Annotated in this window: 15 protein-coding genes; 2 read left to right on the forward strand and 13 right to left on the reverse strand. The window is 71.9% G+C overall.

What is annotated here, in order from left to right:
- Window positions 1–81 precede the first annotated feature (81 nt).
- A complete protein-coding gene (locus ACSHV8_RS34530) occupies window positions 82–1,053 on the forward strand; it encodes a hypothetical protein (protein WP_436522723.1) in 972 nt (323 codons plus the stop codon).
- Here the strand turns inward: ACSHV8_RS34530 and ACSHV8_RS34535 are convergent.
- From ACSHV8_RS34535 to pepN, 7 genes are read right to left on the reverse strand one after another with little or no spacing between them, the layout of a single operon-like run.
- Window positions 1,050–1,898, reverse strand: coding sequence for a DegV family protein (locus ACSHV8_RS34535; protein WP_436522725.1), 849 nt, complete (start codon window positions 1,896–1,898; stop codon window positions 1,050–1,052). The genes ACSHV8_RS34530 and ACSHV8_RS34535 overlap by 4 nt on opposite strands.
- 34 nt (window positions 1,899–1,932) lie before the next feature.
- Window positions 1,933–2,337 carry a hypothetical protein gene (locus tag ACSHV8_RS34540; RefSeq protein WP_436522727.1) on the reverse strand — a complete coding sequence of 135 codons (405 nt, stop codon included), beginning with the start codon at window positions 2,335–2,337 and terminating at the stop codon, window positions 1,933–1,935.
- Window positions 2,334–2,981, reverse strand: coding sequence for a histidine phosphatase family protein (locus ACSHV8_RS34545; RefSeq protein WP_436522729.1), 648 nt, complete (start codon window positions 2,979–2,981; stop codon window positions 2,334–2,336). Before ACSHV8_RS34545 ends, ACSHV8_RS34540 begins: the two co-directional genes overlap by 4 nt.
- A complete protein-coding gene (gene rsfS / locus ACSHV8_RS34550; protein ID WP_436537042.1) occupies window positions 2,978–3,382 on the reverse strand; it encodes a ribosome silencing factor in 405 nt (134 codons plus the stop codon). The genes ACSHV8_RS34545 and rsfS overlap by 4 nt, the downstream gene beginning before the upstream one ends.
- A gap of 40 nt (window positions 3,383–3,422) precedes the next feature.
- A complete protein-coding gene (gene nadD, locus ACSHV8_RS34555) occupies window positions 3,423–4,031 on the reverse strand; it encodes a nicotinate-nucleotide adenylyltransferase (protein WP_436522730.1) in 609 nt (202 codons plus the stop codon).
- Window positions 4,032–4,086: 55 nt separating this feature from the next.
- Window positions 4,087–5,586, reverse strand: a complete 1,500-nt coding sequence (locus ACSHV8_RS34560) for an ATP-binding protein (RefSeq protein WP_436522732.1) — start codon at window positions 5,584–5,586, stop codon at window positions 4,087–4,089.
- A gap of 55 nt (window positions 5,587–5,641) precedes the next feature.
- Window positions 5,642–8,131: an aminopeptidase N gene (gene pepN / locus ACSHV8_RS34565; protein WP_436522734.1), complete on the reverse strand. Its 2,490-nt coding sequence runs from the start codon at window positions 8,129–8,131 to the stop codon at window positions 5,642–5,644.
- A gap of 255 nt (window positions 8,132–8,386) precedes the next feature.
- Here pepN and trpS point away from each other — a divergent pair, with 255 nt between their 5' ends.
- Window positions 8,387–9,376, forward strand: a complete 990-nt coding sequence (trpS, locus tag ACSHV8_RS34570; RefSeq protein ID WP_436522736.1) for a tryptophan--tRNA ligase — start codon at window positions 8,387–8,389, stop codon at window positions 9,374–9,376.
- Here the strand turns inward: trpS and ACSHV8_RS34575 are convergent.
- From ACSHV8_RS34575 to ACSHV8_RS34600, 6 genes are all read right to left on the reverse strand, one after another.
- A complete protein-coding gene (locus ACSHV8_RS34575; protein WP_436522738.1) occupies window positions 9,365–9,814 on the reverse strand; it encodes a GNAT family N-acetyltransferase in 450 nt (149 codons plus the stop codon). The genes trpS and ACSHV8_RS34575 overlap by 12 nt on opposite strands.
- A gap of 57 nt (window positions 9,815–9,871) precedes the next feature.
- Entirely contained in the window at window positions 9,872–11,380 is a 1,509-nt protein-coding gene (gene obgE, locus ACSHV8_RS34580) for a GTPase ObgE (protein ID WP_436522740.1), read from the reverse strand.
- A gap of 331 nt (window positions 11,381–11,711) precedes the next feature.
- The gene (rpmA, locus tag ACSHV8_RS34585; RefSeq protein WP_122976754.1) at window positions 11,712–11,969 is read right to left on the reverse strand and encodes a 50S ribosomal protein L27; all 258 of its coding nucleotides are present in this window, start codon (window positions 11,967–11,969) and stop codon (window positions 11,712–11,714) included.
- An 8-nt stretch (window positions 11,970–11,977) separates the two neighbouring features.
- Window positions 11,978–12,292 carry a 50S ribosomal protein L21 gene (gene rplU, locus ACSHV8_RS34590; protein ID WP_014688346.1) on the reverse strand — a complete coding sequence of 105 codons (315 nt, stop codon included), beginning with the start codon at window positions 12,290–12,292 and terminating at the stop codon, window positions 11,978–11,980.
- A gap of 177 nt (window positions 12,293–12,469) precedes the next feature.
- Entirely contained in the window at window positions 12,470–12,961 is a 492-nt protein-coding gene (locus ACSHV8_RS34595) for a hypothetical protein (RefSeq protein ID WP_436522743.1), read from the reverse strand.
- Between the two features lie 106 nt (window positions 12,962–13,067).
- Window positions 13,068–16,283 (reverse strand): Rne/Rng family ribonuclease, encoded by a 3,216-nt coding sequence (locus tag ACSHV8_RS34600; RefSeq protein ID WP_436522745.1) that lies wholly within the window; start codon window positions 16,281–16,283, stop codon window positions 13,068–13,070.
- Window positions 16,284–16,318: the final 35 nt, after the last annotated feature.

A 16,318-nucleotide genomic window follows, 5' to 3' on the forward strand; every position in this document is an offset into this window, starting at 1 on the left:
GGCAGCGTCGTGGGGCTGTTACGCAGGGTTGCCCGCGCCCGGTTGGCCGGTCGGGCCCTCCGGCGTCTGCGCCGTGCGGGCGTGCGGGACGCCCGTTACCACCGGGCCGCCTTCGAGATCCGGTTCACGCTGCCGGGCGACGACGAGCCGAGCATCCTGCCGTTGACCCCGCTGCTCGGGCGCAATCGTCGTGAGCTGCGGGAACATCTCGCCGACATTCTCCGTACCGGAAATCTTCCGCAGGACTGGAAGGACGCGGCGCCGATGCTGCGCCCGGTTCTGCGAGGTGGCGCCCCGGGTGCTCCGATCCGGCGCCCGGCCGTGCCGTTCCTCTCGGAATTCGTGGTTTTCGACCATCCCGAGACCATCACGTACGTCACCCCGGCGCAACTGGCGCTCTGGAACGTCACCGCCGAGCAGGTCTTCGACGCCGCCCGAGCGAACCTGCCCGGCGCGGTGCTGCACGGGAACCCGGCGGGCAAGCCGGTCGTGGTGCGTTTCGTGGACGACGGGAACGCGTACTGGACCTCGCATCTGCTGCTCCCGGGCTGGCTGGAGCGTCTGGCCGGGCAGGTCGGCGGCCGTCCGGTCGCGTTCGCCCCGGAGCGCGGAACCCTGCTGGTCACCGCCGACGATCCGGCCCTGCTCCCGGCGTTGTTCGCGCAGGCCGAGGAGATCTACGCGAAGTCCTCACGGTCGCTGACCCCGATGGCGTACGTCAGTGACGGCGACGGCAGCCCGATCCCGTACCCCGCGCCGGCCGGCCATCCGCTGCACCACGTGGTGTCCCGGGCCGAGCGGATCCTGGCCGTCGAGGAGTACCACCGGCAGGCGGCCGAGCTGCCGGATGCGGCCGAGCTGCGGCTGACCGGCTCGGACGAGGGCGGCTGGCGCACCCGGGCGGTGTGGGCGGCCGACGGCCCGGTCCTGCTCCCGGTCGCCGACGAGGTCGAGCTGGGCGACGAGCGGGTCGTCCCCTGGACCGAGCTGGACCTGACCCGGGTCGACGACGTCAGTCCGGAGCGGTGGCGTGCGGAGGGCTGGCCGGCTTAAGGACGCCGGTGCACGACGACACCGGCCAGGCCCGGCCCGGTGTGCGCGGCCACGACCGCTCCGACCTCGGTCAGGTAGCAGTCCCGCAGCCGGTCCCCGAGCCGCATGGTGATCGCGTCCACCAGCGCGGTGGCCCGCTCCGGTGTCCCGAGATGGTGCACCGCGATGTCGGCCTCCCCCGGCCCGGCCGCCTCCACCGCGAGATCGACCAGCCGGCTGAGCGCCCGACCGGCGGTACGCACCTTGTCGCGCACGACCACGGCCCCGTCCACCACGTGCAGGATCGGCTTGACCGACAGTGCCGTGCCGAGCAGCGCCGACGCCGCCCCGATCCGGCCGCCGCGGCGAAGGAACTCCAGCGTGTCGACGTAGAACAGGGTGCTCACGCGTTCCGCGTGGTCGACGGCGACCCGACGTACCGAATCAAGATCTTGACCTTGATCGGCGGCCGTGGCGGCGGCCAGTGCGGGAAATCCCAGGCCCATCGCGGCGGTGCCGCTGTCCACGACCTGGATGCGCGGGCCGACCTCGGCCGCGGCCAGTTGCGCGGCCTCGAACGTGCCGGACAGCTTGGCCGACAGGTGCACCGAGACGACCCCGTCGGCCCCGTCGGCCAGCAGCTTGCGATAGACCTCGGCGAACTGGGACGGGGACGGGCGGGACGTGCTGACCGAGGAGCGGCGCCCGCCGAGCGCCCGGGCCACCTCGGCCGGGGCGATCTCCAGGCCCTCCAGGCCGTCCCACCCGTTGATCACGACGGTGAGCGGCACGATGGTCAGCTCATATCGCCCGCTCAGCTCGGCGGGCAGATATGCCGTGGAATCGGTGACGACCGCGATGGTCATGCACGAACTCTACTGATCGCGGGCCCGCTCGGGATCAGCCCGGCGTGACCGAGGACACCAGGAACGGCTCGCCCTGCTGGCAGGTGCTCATCATGCCGGGCTGGGCGACGCCGGTGACGGTCACCTTGCTGCCCGCGGCGGCGGCCGATCGCAGCTTCTCGTCCTTGAAGACGAGCAGGTGGGCGGCACCGCCGGGCTCCTGCAGAAGCGTGCAGTTCGGCTCGACGCCGGCCGAGACCGTGCCGGTGATGGTGGTGGTGCCGGTCACCGGCTTGCCCGGCGAGGTCGCCTCGGGCAGCGCGGACGGCGACACCGCGGCCGACGGGCTCGCCGACGGCACCGAGCCGGAGGAGATCGACCCGGCGTCGTCCGCCGAGTTCGCACACCCGGCGACGAGCAGCAGGAGAAGGGCGGTGGGTACGACAGTTCGACGGATCATGACGGTTGGACGCTCCCGGAGCCGGAACGGTTCCCCTCGGCGAGGACACCCACGTTGTACGCCGACAGCTGCCAGCCCGGCCCCTCGTCGAGGGTGAGCTCGATCCAGTGACAGTTCCGCAGCGCGCGCAGGGTGCGGACCTGCTCGCGGGGCCAGCCGAGCAGGTGGCCGAGGCCCTGCCGGGCGGCCGCGCCGTGGGTGGCGGCCACCACGACGCCGCCGGGGGCGAGAGCGGCCGCGTCCTGGAACGCTTCGCTGACCCGCTTGCCCAGGTCGTCGAGGGTCTCGACGTCGTCGCCGACGACGTCCTCACCGGCTTTCCAGCGGGCGAACTCGGCCGGCCGCTGCACCTGGACCTCCGCGGTGGTCAGGCCCTGCCAGGGCCCGAAGAACCGCTCCCGCAGCCGCTCGTCGTAGCCGGCCGTGAGCCCGGTGAGCGCGGTCAGCGCGGCCGCGGTGTCCGAGGCCCGGCTGAGGTCGCTGGCGACGATCGCGGCGGGCCGCATCGCCGCCAGCAGCTCGGCCGCCTCCGCCGCCTGCCGGCGGCCGAGATCGTTGAGCGGCACGTCGGTCTGCCCCTGGACGCGACTGCCCGCGTTCCAGTCGGTGTTGCCGTGCCGCCAGACGATGAGGCGAGTGGTCACGGCGCTTCGGTGCCGGCCGCGCCCGCCTCGACCATGTCGCGGTCGACGAACGGAATGACCGGGCAGTCCTTCCACAGCTTGTCGAGGGCGTAGAACTCCCGCTCCTCGGCGTGCTGCACGTGGACCACGATGTCGACGTAGTCCAGCAGCACCCAGCGGCCCTGCCGTTCGCCCTCGCGCCGGACCGGCTTCGCCTTCTCCGGCAGCGCGACGAGCGCTTCCTCGATGGCATCGACGATCGCGACCACCTGGCGCTCGTTGGACGCGGAAGCGATCACGAAGGCGTCGGTGATGGCGAGCTGGTCGCCCACGTCGATGACGGAGATGTCCTGCGCCTTCTTGTCGGCGGCGGCCTGGGCGGCAGCCATGGCGAGTTCGTAAGCGCGCTCGTTAATCGTCAAAAGAATCCCCTCTACCGGGTCCACTAACAGGCCAAGTCTCTCACGCGGGTCCGACAATCCCCGAGTCCCGATAGAGGCCCCGCTTGTTGATGTATTGCACGACACCGTCCGGTACCAGGTACCAGACCGGAAGGCCCGCGGCCACCCGTTTCCGGCAGTCGCTGGACGAGATGGCCAGCGCCGGGACCTCGACGAGCGTCACGCTGTCCTCGGGCAGGTTCGCGGCCGACAGTTCGAAGCCGGGCCGGGTCACGCCGATGAAGTGCGCCAGGCCGAGCATGGTCAGCGCGTCCTTCCACGACATGATCCGGGACACCGCGTCGGCGCCGGTGATGAAGAACAGCTCGGCCGACTGTCCGTAGACGGCCCGCATGTCGCGCAGCGTGTCGACGGTGTACGTGGGCCCGTCCCGGTCCAGGTCGGCCCGGCTCACGTGGAAGCGCGGGTTCGACGCGGTGGCGATCACCGTCATCAGGTAGCGGTCCTCGGCGGGCGAGACGCGGCCCTTCTCGTACGGCTGCCCGGTCGGGACGAACATCACCTCGTCGAGCTCGAAGCGGGCCTGCACCTCGCTGGCCGCGACCAGGTGGCCGTGGTGGATGGGATCGAACGTCCCACCCATGATGCCGATGCGGCGGCCGGAAGACATCCGAGCAGCTTAAAGCACGATTTTGCGGGTTCTCCCCGGCGGGGGCAAACCCAGCTCAGCCGTCCAGGCGCTTCCGGACGGCGGCCAGCAGGTCGTTCGCGGTGAACGGCTTCTCCAGCAGCTCCACGCCCGGATCCAGCGTCCCCTGCGAGGCCAGCACCGGCTGCGCGTACCCGGACATGTAGAGCACCCGCGTCGACGGCCGCGCCCCGGTCAGTCGCTCGGCCAGCTCCTTGCCCAGCATCCCGGGCATCACCACGTCGCTGAGCAGCAGGTCGATCCGCCCGGAGTGCCCGGCCGCGACCTCCAGCGCCTGCTTGCCGCAGTCCGCGGTGATCACCTGATAGCCGGCGCCGGTCAGGATCCGCCCGGCCACGTCGCGCAGTGCCGCCTCGTCCTCGGCGACCAGCACGGTCTCGCCGTGCCCGCGGGTCGCGGCCGGCGCCTCCTCCTCCTGCGGCACGGATTCCTCGCCGGCCGGCAGCACCACGGTGACCGTGGTGCCCAGGCCCGGTTCGCTGGCCAGGGTCACCTCGCCGCCGGCCTGGTTGATCACGCCGTACACGGTGGCCAGGCCGAGCCCGGTCGCCTCGCCCTTGGGTTTGGTGGTGAAGAACGGGTCGAAGGCGCGGTCGAGCACGTCGGCGCTCATGCCCTGACCGGAGTCGGAGATCCGCAGCCGGACGCGGTCGCCGAGCCGGTGCGTGTCGATCACCAGGCTGCCGCCCGAGCGCATCGCGTCCCGGGCGTTCTGCACCAGGCTGACCAGCACCTGTTCGAGGTGGCTGGGATCGAAGGTGACCGACGGCAGGCCCGGCCCGGGCCGGAAGATCAGCGTGACGTTCTCCCCCACCAGCTCGCGCAGGCTCTGCTGCAGCTCGCCGATCCGCGCGTTCAGGTCGATCGGCTGGGGGCGGACCACCTCGCGGCGGGCGAAGGCGAGCAGCTGGTGGGTGAGGTCGGTGCCGCGGGTGCCGGCCCGGACCACCTGCTGGGCGTCGGCGGCGATCGCCTTGAGGTCGGGCTCGGCCGCCTCGGCCTCCTCGATCACGAAGTTCGCGTAGTTGAGGATCACGCCGAGCATGTTGTTGAAGTCGTGCGCGATGCCGCCGGCCAGCTGGCCCAGGCTCTCCAGCCGCTGGCTGCGGTGGGCGTGCGCCTCGGCCCGCAGCTTGGCCTTCTCCTCCTCGCCGCGGATCCGCTCGGTCAGGTCCCGGACCACCGCGATCGCGAGCCGGCCCTGCGGCGTCTCGACGATCGTGGTGGACGACTCGACCGGGAACTCGGAGCCGTCGCGACGCCGGGCGGTGGTCACGACCGAGCCGATCGAGCCGCCGGTGGACGACGCGATGGCCCGCCGGCGCTCGGGCAGCATCGCCCGGGACTCGTCGGTCAGCAGCACGTCGACCGGCTGGCCGACCAGCTCGCCGCCGGGCCAGCCGTACATCTGGCCGGCCCGGTCGTTGGCCAGCGCGATCCGTGGACCGTCGAAGACCAGGATCGCGTCCGGCGCGGCCTGCAGCAGACCACCGGAAAGTTCAGCGGACCATTCCACGCATTCACCCCCGTAGTCTCAGGTTACGGGGTGTGAACGGATAAAACCGGAGAAGTCAGGACGCGTTCACCGCGCGCCGCATGTCGTCGTCGTTGTCCAGCACGACCCGGTGCAGCAGCGGGTGCAGCTCCGGCGTGGCCAGCAGCTCGGCCGCCAGCTCCCGGGTCCGGGCCGAGACCATCACGGCCGGGTAGGCCGCCAGCACCGTCTTCTCGGCGCTCATCCCGGACCGGATCCGCATCATCGCGGGCATCTCGGCGAAGTACCGCGCCACGTACGGCTCCAGCAGCTCCCGCTGCTCGGCCTGCCAGAACCCGGACGCGGTGAGCTCGACCAGCCGGTTGGAGAGCGTCTCGTCCCCGACGATCGCCGCCCACGCCGCCTCCTTGCCGGCCGGGTCGGGCACCGCGGCCCGGCAGCGGAACGCCCACTGCTCGCCGGTGGCCGTCCGGTCCCCGGCCAGCTCGGCCTCGATCGCGTCCGGCCCGGCCACGCCCAGCACGGCCAGCCGGTAGAGGATCAGCCAGCGCAGGTCGGCGTCGACGACCAGCCCCTCGGGCACGTTCTCGCCGTCCAGCCAGCCGCTCAGGCGGGCGGTGTCGACGGTGGCGCCGATCAGCCCGCGGACGGCGATCAGCTGCCGCGAACCGCCGGGCTCGGAGGCGGCGATCAGCCGGTCGGCGGCCTGCGCGATCAGTTCCAGGGCGGCCGGGCGGGTCTCGGCGGTGGCGTAGCGGTCGACCAGGCCGCGGGTGGCCCGCAGCACGTCCTCGACGATCACCGTCTCGGTCTCGGCCGGCAGCGCGGCCAGCACCAGCGCGACCAGCTCGGCGACCGGGCGCTCGCCGTCCACCACGGCGTCCAGCACCGAGGCCCAGATGATCGCGCGGGCCAGCGAGTCGCCGAGCAGCGGCAGCAGCAGCGGGACGGCGGCGGCCGATTCATCGTCGAGACGGATCTTCCCGTACGCCAGATCCCCGTCGTTCAACAGCAGGAGATCCGCGACCGGAGCCCCGGCCAGGGCGGGCAGCACGGTCCGCCCGGTCGCGTCGAGCTCGGTCTCGATCAGCTCCCGCCGCGTGACCACGCCCCCGGCGTGGTCGTAGACCCCGACCCCGATCCGGTGCGGGCGCAGCGTCGGGAAGTCCTCGGGGGCGGTCTGCACGACGGCCACCTCGCGGTACACGTCGCCGTCGCGGTGCGCCTCGAGCCGCAGCGTGTTCACCTGGGCGCGGCGCAGCCACAGCTCGGCCCAGCCGGACAGGTCCCGGCCGCCCGCCTTGGACAGGGCCCGGAGCAGGTCGGCCAGCGTGGCGTTGCCGTACGCGTGGGTCTCGAAGTGCGCGTTCACCCCGGCCAGGAACGGCTCGTCGCCCAGCCAGGCGACGAGCTGCTTGAGCACCGAGGCACCCTTGGCGTACGAGATGCCGTCGAAGTTCATCAGCGCCTGATCGGTGTCGGCGACCTCGGCCGGCGCGACCGGGTGGGTCGACGGCCGCTGGTCGGCGCGCAGCCCCCAGGCCTTGCGGTGGATGGCGAACGTGGTCCAGGTGCCGGTGAACCGGGTCGCCTCGGCGGCCACCCGGGCGCCCAGGTACTCGGCGAACGACTCGTTCAGCCACAGGTCGTCCCACCAGGCCATGGTGACCAGGTCGCCGAACCACTGGTGGGCCATCTCGTGCGCGATCACGCTGGCCCGGTGCTCACGCTCGGTCTCGGTGATCGTCGAGCGCGGCACGAACTCGTCGCGGAAGACCACCAGCCCGGGGTACTCCATCGCGCCGAAGTTGAACTCCGGGGCGAAGGCCTGCTGGTAGTGCCCGAACGGGTAGCGGATCTCGAACATCTCGTGGAACCGGTCCAGGCACTGCTTGGTGACCTCGAAGATCTCCGGGGCCTGGGCGTCCAGCTGCTCGGCCAGCGTGGCCCGGATGTAGAGGGCCAGCGGGATGCCGTCGTGCTCCTCCTCACGCACGTGCCAGGGGCCAGCGATCAGGCTGGCCAGGTACGTCGAGATGCGCTCGGTGGGCGCGAACTCCCAGCGCCCGCCGTCCCGCGACACCAGCCGGCCGTTGGTGGCCACCGTCCAGTCGGCCGGGGCGGTCACACTCACCCGGAACGACGCCTTCAGGTCGGGCTGGTCGAAGCAGGGCAGCACCCGGCCGCCGTTGTTGATGAACAGGTGCTGGTAGAGGTAGACCGAGCCGTCGGCCGGGTCGGTGTAGCGGTGCAGGCCCTCGCCGTTGTTCGAATACCGCATGGTCGCGTCCACGACCAGCTCGTTCTCCTCGGCCAGGCCGTCGAGCGCGAGCCGTCCCCCGGCCACCGCCGCGGGCGGCACCGGCTGCCCGTTCAGCGTGATCGAGGCGACCTCGACCGGCTCGAACTCACAGAACGTCGACGCGCCGGAACGAGCCCGGAAACGGGCCACCGCGCGGGTCCGGAACGTGTCGCCGTCACCGGTCAGGTCCAGGTCGACGTGGTAGCTCTCGACGTCGACGAGGGACGCCCGGTCGGCGGCCTCGGCACGGGTCAGGGTCGGCATGCGCACAATCATGCCGGTAACCGCTCCCGCGCCGCGCGGGCACGTCCCGCGATCACTTGCCCGGGGACGGCCGGCGCGCTAGCTTCGGGGCATGCGCGTGACTCGGAACAACTGGTGGCGGCCCTAGCCGGGCGGCCTCACCCACGCGCGATCACTCTTCCGCGGCCGCCCCCATCCGGGCGGCCGTGCTTCGTTCACGCAGCTGTGGTCTCCGGGAAGGGGCGGTCTCCGTACCCAAGAAATCGGAGACCTCTCATGACGACAACCGTGACCGACGCACCCGGCCGGACCCGCCGCCTCACCGGTTTTCAGCCGACCGGACGGCTGCATCTCGGCAACCTGCTGGGCGCGCTGCGTCCCCTGATCAGAGCCCAGGACACCACCGAGTCCATCGCCCTGATCGCCGACCTGCACGCGATGACCATGGAACACGACCCCGCTTCGGTACGGCGATTCACGCTGGAGCAGGCCACGGTCATGCTCGCCGCCGGGGTCGACCCGGAACGCACCCCGATCGTCGTCCAGTCCCAGGTCCGCGAGCACACCGAGCTGCACTACCTGCTGGAATGCGTGGCCGCGCACGGCGAGGCGACGCGGATGATCCAGTTCAAGGAGAAGTCGGCGGCGGGTGGCCCGATCCGGCTCAGCCTGCTCACCTATCCGGTGCTGATGGCCGCCGACATCCTGCTCTACGACACCACCCAGGTCCCGGTCGGCGAGGATCAGAACCAGCACCTGGAGCTGGCCCGCACGCTCGCGACCAGGTTCAACACGAAATACGGCCCGACGTTCACCGTGCCCGAGGGCGTCCGCCCGGACTCGGCCGCGCGGGTCATGGACCTGGCCGAGCCGACGATGAAGATGGGCAAGAGCCTCGGAACCGGTCAGATCGGCCTGCTCGATCCGCCCGAGGTGATCCGGCGGACGATCGCGCGGGCCGCCACCGACCAGGCCGGACGGGTCCGCCGCGACCGGGAGAACCAGCCCGGCGTGACCAACCTCATCGACATCCTGGCCGAGACGACCGGCCGGCCACCGTCCGACCCGACCTCCTACGCGGCACTGAAACGGGAGGTCGGGGACGCGATCGAGGCGCTGCTGGCTCCCTTGCGGGCGCGTCACGCCGAGCTTGCGAAAAATCCCGATTTTGTACGGAGGGTACTCGCGGACGGCGCCGAGAAGGTCCGTCCGATCGCCGCCGCGACGGTGCGCCGCGCGCGGGCCGGCATCGGTCTACTGAACTAACGCGGGAAGCTGCTTCTCGAAGCAGACACTGCTCGGGTTGCCGGCATAGCCACCGAACGCGGGGATCTGCCGGTACCCCGAGGACTGGTAGAGGGCGATCGCGGCCGGCAGGTAGACGCCGGTCTCCAGCCGGATGACCGGCCGGCCCACCGCGAGCGCCTCCTCCTCCACCGCCACGATCATCTGGCGGGCCAGGCCGCGGCCGCGGTAGGCCGGGCGGACGTACATGCGCAGCAGCTCGGCGACCCCGGCCTCCAGGGTCCGCCAGGCCGCGCACGCGACCGCCCGGCCGTTCACCACACCGATCAGATACTCCACGTCATCGTGCGGTTCGAATATCTTCCCCGTGCCCGCTCCAGCCTCGGCCATCTCGCGCTGCTGAGCAGTCACGAGAGCGGCGATTTCGGGGTCCAGGGCGGGACGCGATTCGATTTGCACGTAGGTGACCCTATGTGACGTCCGTTTCCGGAGGGTTGCGAAGAACTGGCCGAACCGCTATTCGCCGGTGTCGTCCTCGTCGTAATCGTCGTCACTGACCAGAACGGGGAGTTTCGAGTTGGTGACGCTGGTGACGGTTCCGTCGGCCGCCATGTGCGAGATCTCGTCCTCCGACCGGACCCGGCGGGCCTTGCGGGCGGCCAGACGCTGGGCCGCCGACGGCCGGTGGTCCAGTTCCTCCAGACGGGCGTCGGTGCCGCGCGGGCCGGAGATGAACTCGCCCGCGTTCGGGTGCCAGTCGAACTCGCGGGTGCCGATCCGGACCGGGTCGCCGGCCACCGCGCCCAGCTTGCCGAGCTTGTCCTCGACGCCGAGCCGCTCCAGCCGGTCGCCCAGGAAGCCGATCGCCTCGTCGTTGTCGAAGTTCGTCTGCTTGATCCAGCGCTCGACCTGGGTGCCCCGGACCACGAAGACGCCGTCCGCGTCCTGCTCGACGGTGAAACCGGTGTCGTCCACCGCGCGCGGGCGCAGCACCACCCGGGTCGCCTCGACCACCGGCTTGGCCGCCCGGAAGTCGGCCACGGCCTTGGCCAGCGCGTAGTTGAACTCCTTGAGACCCTCCCGGGTCACCGCGCTCACCTCGAACACCTCGAAGCCGCGGGCCTCCAGGTCGGGGCGCACGATGTCGGCCAGGTCCCGCCCGTCCGGGATGTCGATCTTGTTGAGGACCACCATCCGGGGCCGGTCCTCCAGGCCGCCGTAGGCGCTCAGCTCGGCCTCGATCGCGTCCAGGTCGGCCAGCGGGTCCCGGTCGATCTCCGGCGTCGCCGCGTCCAGCACGTGCACCAGCACCGAGGTCCGCTCGATGTGCCGCAGGAACTGCATGCCGAGGCCCTTGCCGGTGGCCGCGCCCGGGATCAGCCCGGGCACGTCGGCGATGACGAACGTCTGCTCGCCGGCCTGCACCACGCCCAGGTTCGGCACCAGGGTCGTGAACGGGTAGTCGGCGATCTTCGGCTTGGCCGCCGAGAGCACCGAGATCAGCGACGACTTGCCGGCCGACGGGAAACCGACCAGGCCGACGTCGGCGACGCTCTTCAGCTCCAGCACGACGTCCAGCTGGTCACCCGGCTCGCCCAGCTCGGCGAAGCCCGGCACCTTGCGGCGGGTGTTCGCGAGGGCCCGGTTGCCCCGGCCGCCCCGGCCACCGCGGGCCACCTCGAACTCGGTGCCGATGCCGACCAGGTCGGCCAGGACCTCGCCGTCCAGGGTCTGCACGACCGTGCCGTCCGGAACCTTGAGGACCAGGCCCTTGCCGTTCGCCCCGTCCCGGTTGGCGCCGGCGCCACCGGCGCCGTTGGTGGCCTTGACGTGCGGGTGGAAGTGGAAGTCCAGCAGGGTGTGCTGCTGCGGGTCGACGACCAGCGTGATGCTGCCACCGTGCCCGCCGTCGCCACCGTCCGGACCGCCGAGCGGCTTGAACTTCTCCCGGAGAACGGAGACACAGCCGTGCCCGCCGTCACCCGCCTGCAGGTGCAGCACGACCCGGTCGACGAACGTGGTCACGGCTCAACTCCTCGTAACGCTTCATGTCTCAGTTACCCACTGGCGGCGGGCTCTTCGGCTGGCTCTCAGGGGTGCCTCACGCCGGTTGAGGCACCCCTGACAACCAGCCACGCCCTCGCGCGGTGGCTGTTCCGCGCCCCGGCCTTGCCCAACGCCGGCCGACGCACCGCTGTTCCCCCGCGTCGCCGTCGAGGCCAATGGCTCGGCTGGCGCTCAGGGCGGTTTTTCGCCCGAAAAGCAGCCCTCAGTGCCAGCCGGGACCGCGGGCCCGGGGCGTACAAACGAAAGCGGGCCGTGGACCCCAAGAGGTCCGCGGCCCGCTTCGGCAGTATTACTCCGCGACCGGCACGATGCTGACGGTCTTGCGGCCCCGCTTGGTGCCGAACAGCACGTTGCCCGCGGAGAGCGCGAACAGCGTGTCGTCGCCACCGCGACCGACCAGGTCGCCCGGGTGGAACTTCGTGCCACGCTGGCGGATCAGGATCTCGCCGGCGTTCACGAGCTGGCCGCCGAAGCGCTTGACACCGAGCCGCTGGGCGGCGGAGTCACGGCCGTTACGCGAGCTGGATGCACCCTTTTTGTGAGCCATGTCTACGCCTACTTCCCGCTCTTGATGCCGGTCACCTTGACGCGAGTCAGCGGCTGACGGTGACCCTGGCGCTTGTGGTAGCCGGTCTTGTTCTTGAACTTGTGGATCCGGATCTTCGGACCCTTGGTGTGCTCGGCGATCTCGCCGGACACCGTAACGTTGGCAAGCTTGGCCGCGTCGGTCACCAGGTTGTCACCGTCGACGAGGAGGACCGCGGCGAGCGTCAGAGCGTCGCCGGGCTCGCCCACGAGCTTCTCGACCTCGATCACGTCGCCCTCGGCAACCTTGTACTGCTTGCCGCCGGTCTTGACGATCGCGTACATAGGACGCGGACTCCCTGAGACTTGCGCAGCCGAGACATAAGCTGCTTGGCGGATACTGCTGGGGCCCCGGCGCGGCCGACTCGGCCACTGATGTGATCAGGCCGGGCGCACGAGGCAGGCGCCGAAAAAGCGCCGTCGGCAAGCCTACTTCATCGGCGCGCCGACACCAAAACCGGGTTAACTCTTTCCGCAGGCCGCATCGAGGGTGGCATGCAGGTCGGCCAGCGTCTTGTCGTCGATCTTCGAAAGATCACCTTTGAGGGTGGTCACCTGGGCCCCCATACCGGACAACGCCTTCTTCAACGCCGGGTCGTCGGTGAGCTTCGCCATGTCGGTCAGGGCGTACGAGTACCCGTCCACGGTCCGGTCGACCTTCTCCTGGGCGCGGGCCTTGGCTTCGGCCCCCTGCGCGGCGGCGCCGACCAGGGTGGCGTAGTCGGCGGCGAAATTCGTGCCGAAGTTCGTGCTGGTCCGGGCCGCCTGCGCGCAGATGGCCTGGGTGTCGGCGGACAGGGCCGCGTCGGCCGAGGCGGCCGCCGCCGGGTCCGCGGATGCCGGCGCGGCGGCGGCCGGGGTGCCCGTCGCCGCCGGCGAACCGGAATCGGCCGAGCAACCGGCCGCGAGCAGGGTGAAGGAGAGCGCGGCCAGGGCCGCGAGAGAACGTCGCACGGGGATCTCCTCGGGGGACGGGGATCGATCCCGACGAGGGTAACGGAAAACCCGCCCCGGCAGTTAACTTTGTTTACAGCTAACTGCCGGGGCGGGTTTCCTCAGCTCACGGACGGGTGCGGCGGCGAGCCCCACTGCGGCGCGACCGGCGACGGCCGGCTCCGGCCCCCACCGCGTCGTCGTCCTCGTCCTCGTCGGCCGCGTCCGGGTCGTCGGCCCCGGTCAGCCGCAGCGGCTCGGTGTCGCCCTCGTACTCCGCCCCGTTGACCTCGGGGGCCTCGTAGCGGGAGAGGTCGTAACCGCTGATGTCGTAGTCGTCGTCGGCGTCCGCCTTGGTCAGCGCCGTCGGCGCGGCCCGGACGATCCCGGACCGGATCACGCCGGAACCGGTGACCGGCGCCTGCGGCTCGGCGACCGGAACCTCGGCCACCTCCACCGCCGGACCGGCGTCGACCGGCTCGATCACGGCGACCGGCTCGACCGGCGCCTCGATCACCTCGACCTCGACCTCGACCGGCTGCTCGACGACCGGGGCGTCCCCACCCCGGCGCCGGCGCGACCGGCTGCTCGTCGGAGCCGCCTGGACCGGCGGAGCCTCGGTCCGCACGGCCGCCGCGACCGCCTTGACCTGGGTCACCGCGCCCGCGCCGGTGTTGCCGGCGCTGCTGCCGTTGCCGTTCGACCGCTTCTCCGGCACCGGCTCGTGGTGGATGATCACCCCGCGGCCCTTGCAGTGGTCACAGGTCTCGCTGAACGCCTCCAGCAGGCCGGCGCCGATCCGCTTCCGGGTCATCTGCACCAGGCCGAGCGAGGTGATCTCGGTGACCTGGTGCTTGGTCCGGTCCCGGCCCAGGCACTCGGTCAGCCGCCGCAGCACCAGCTCGCGGTTGCTCTCCAGCACCATGTCGATGAAGTCGATCACCACGATGCCGCCGAGGTCGCGCAGCCGCAGCTGACGCACGATCTCCTCGGCCGCCTCCAGGTTGTTACGGGTGACCGTCTCCTCCAGGTTGCCGCCCGCGCCGGTGTACTTACCGGTGTTGACGTCGACCACGGTCATCGCCTCGGTCCGGTCGATCACCAGGTGACCGCCGGACGGAAGGAAGACCTTGCGGTCCAGGCCCTTGAGGATCTGCTCGTCGATCCGGTGCTCGGCGAAGACGTCGCCCACCCCGGTGTGCCGGTGCAGCCGCTCGACCAGGTCGGGCGAGACCGAGTGGAGGTAGCCCTCCACCTCGCCGTACGCCTGCTCGCCCTGGACGATCAGCTCGCGGAAGTCCTCGTTGAACAGGTCCCGGACGACCCGGATGACCAGGTCGGGCTCCTCGGAGAGGGCGCGCGGAGCGTTGCCCTCGGCCGCCCTCGCCTGGATGTCCTCCCACTGGGCCTGCAGACGCTTGACGTCGCGGGCCAGCTCGTCCTCGCTGGCGCCCTCGGCCGCGGTGCGCACGATCACGCCCGCGCCGTCCGGCACCAGCTTCTTCAGGATGTCCCGGAGACGCTTGCGCTCGTTGTCCGGCAGCTTGCGGCTGATCCCGGAGGCGTTGCCGTTCGGCACGTAGACCAGGTGCCGGCCGGAGAGCGCGATGTGGCTGGTCAGCCGCGCGCCCTTGTGCCCGATCGGGTCCTTGGTCACCTGCACCAGCACCGCGTCACCGGAGCGCAGCGCCTGCTCGATCGAGCGAGCCCGGCCCTCCAGCCCGGTGGCGTCCCAGTTGACCTCACCGGCGTAGAGCACGGCGTTGCGGCCCCGCCCGACGTCGACGAACGCGGCCTCCATGCTCGGCAGCACGTTCTGCACCTTGCCCAGGTACACGTTGCCGACCATGGTGCCGGAGGTGGCCCGGGCGACGTAGTGCTCGACCAGAACACCGTCCTCCAGGACCGCGATCTGGGTGCGGTCGGCCTTCTGCCGGACGACCATGACCCGGTCGACCGCCTCGCGGCGGGCCAGGAACTCGGACTCGCTCAGGATCGGCGGGCGGGTCCGGCGCTGCTCGCGCCCGTCCCGGCGGCGCTGACGCTTGGCCTCGAGCCGGGTCGAACCGGAGACGCCCTGCACCTCGTCGGTGCGGCGCGGCTCGCGGACCCGGACGACGGTGTGCACACCGTCCTCGATGCCACCGGTCTCGGCGTCCCCGCCCGAGCCCTTGCGGCGGCGGCGACGGCGACGGCGGGTGACCCCGCCCTCGCCCTCCTCGGACTCCTCGTCCTCGGCGTCGCCCTCCTCGTCGGCGGACGCCTCGGCGTCCCCCTCCTCGTCGGCGACGGCGTCGGGGTCGTCGGACTCGTCGGACGGGCCCTTGCCCCGCCCGCGGCCACGACGGCCACGGCGGCGACGACGGCGGCCACCGGCCTCGTCGTCCTCGGAGTCGTCGTCGGCGCCGTCCTCGACGTCGTCGGCGCCCTCGTCCACCTCGTCCAGCACCGGCGACTCGGCCTCGGCGACGACCGGCTCGGCCGGCTGCTCCTCGGCGGCGCCCCGGCGACGGCGACGGCTGCGACGGGTGCCCTCGACGGGCTCGTCGGCGACCTCGGCGGCCGGAGCCGCCTCGGTGGTCGCCGCGGTCTCGGCGGCCGGAACGGCCTCGACCGGTTCCGGCGCCACCGGCTGGGCCAGCGGGTCGGTGACCGGGCGACGCCGGCGGCTCACCGGGGCCGGCTCGGCCTCGGTCGCCTCCGGCGGCATGAACAGGACAGCCGGGGGCAGTGCGGCCCGGCGGGTCCGGGACCGGGAGGCCGGCTTCTCCTCGACGAAGTCGTCGTCGAGCGGGAGAACCCCGACCACCGGCACGGCCGGAGTCGCGGCGACCGCCTCCACGGCGGCCTCCTCTTCCTCCTCCGCGGGCTCCTCCACCGGCACGACCTCGACCACGACGGGCGTGGGCTCGGCCGCGACCGGAGCGGGCTCCGGCTGGGGGATCTCCAGTTGCTCGGCGGGCGGCTCAGCGGCCGGCGCGGCTGCCTTGCGGCGGCTGCGGGTGGCCTTCTTCACCGGTGCCGGGGCCTCGGCGGGCTCAGCCGCCGCGACCTCGGGGACCTCGGCGACCGGCTCGTCGGCGGAGACGGCCGGAGCAGCCGCCTTGCGCCGGCTGCGCGTGGCCTTTTTCACGGGCGCCGGTGTTTCGGCGACCTCGGCGGGCACCTCGGCCGAGACGTCCGCAGGGGTCGCGGTCTCCTCGGCCGGAGGCGCCGCGGCCTTGCGACGTGTCGTCCTGGTCCGGCGGGCCGGAGTGGTGGCGGTTTCCGTGGGCGGCGGAACTGCACCGTCCCGTTCACCGCCCTGTTCTCCCAGATTGGCTGGGGGCTCGTTATCGAGCATGGGCGCTCTCCAGTTCTGGCGACCCCGGGCGCGGG

This window comes from Actinoplanes sp. HUAS TT8, assembly GCF_051380535.1.
In the GTDB taxonomy this organism is placed as follows: Bacteria; Actinomycetota; Actinomycetes; order Mycobacteriales; family Micromonosporaceae; genus Actinoplanes.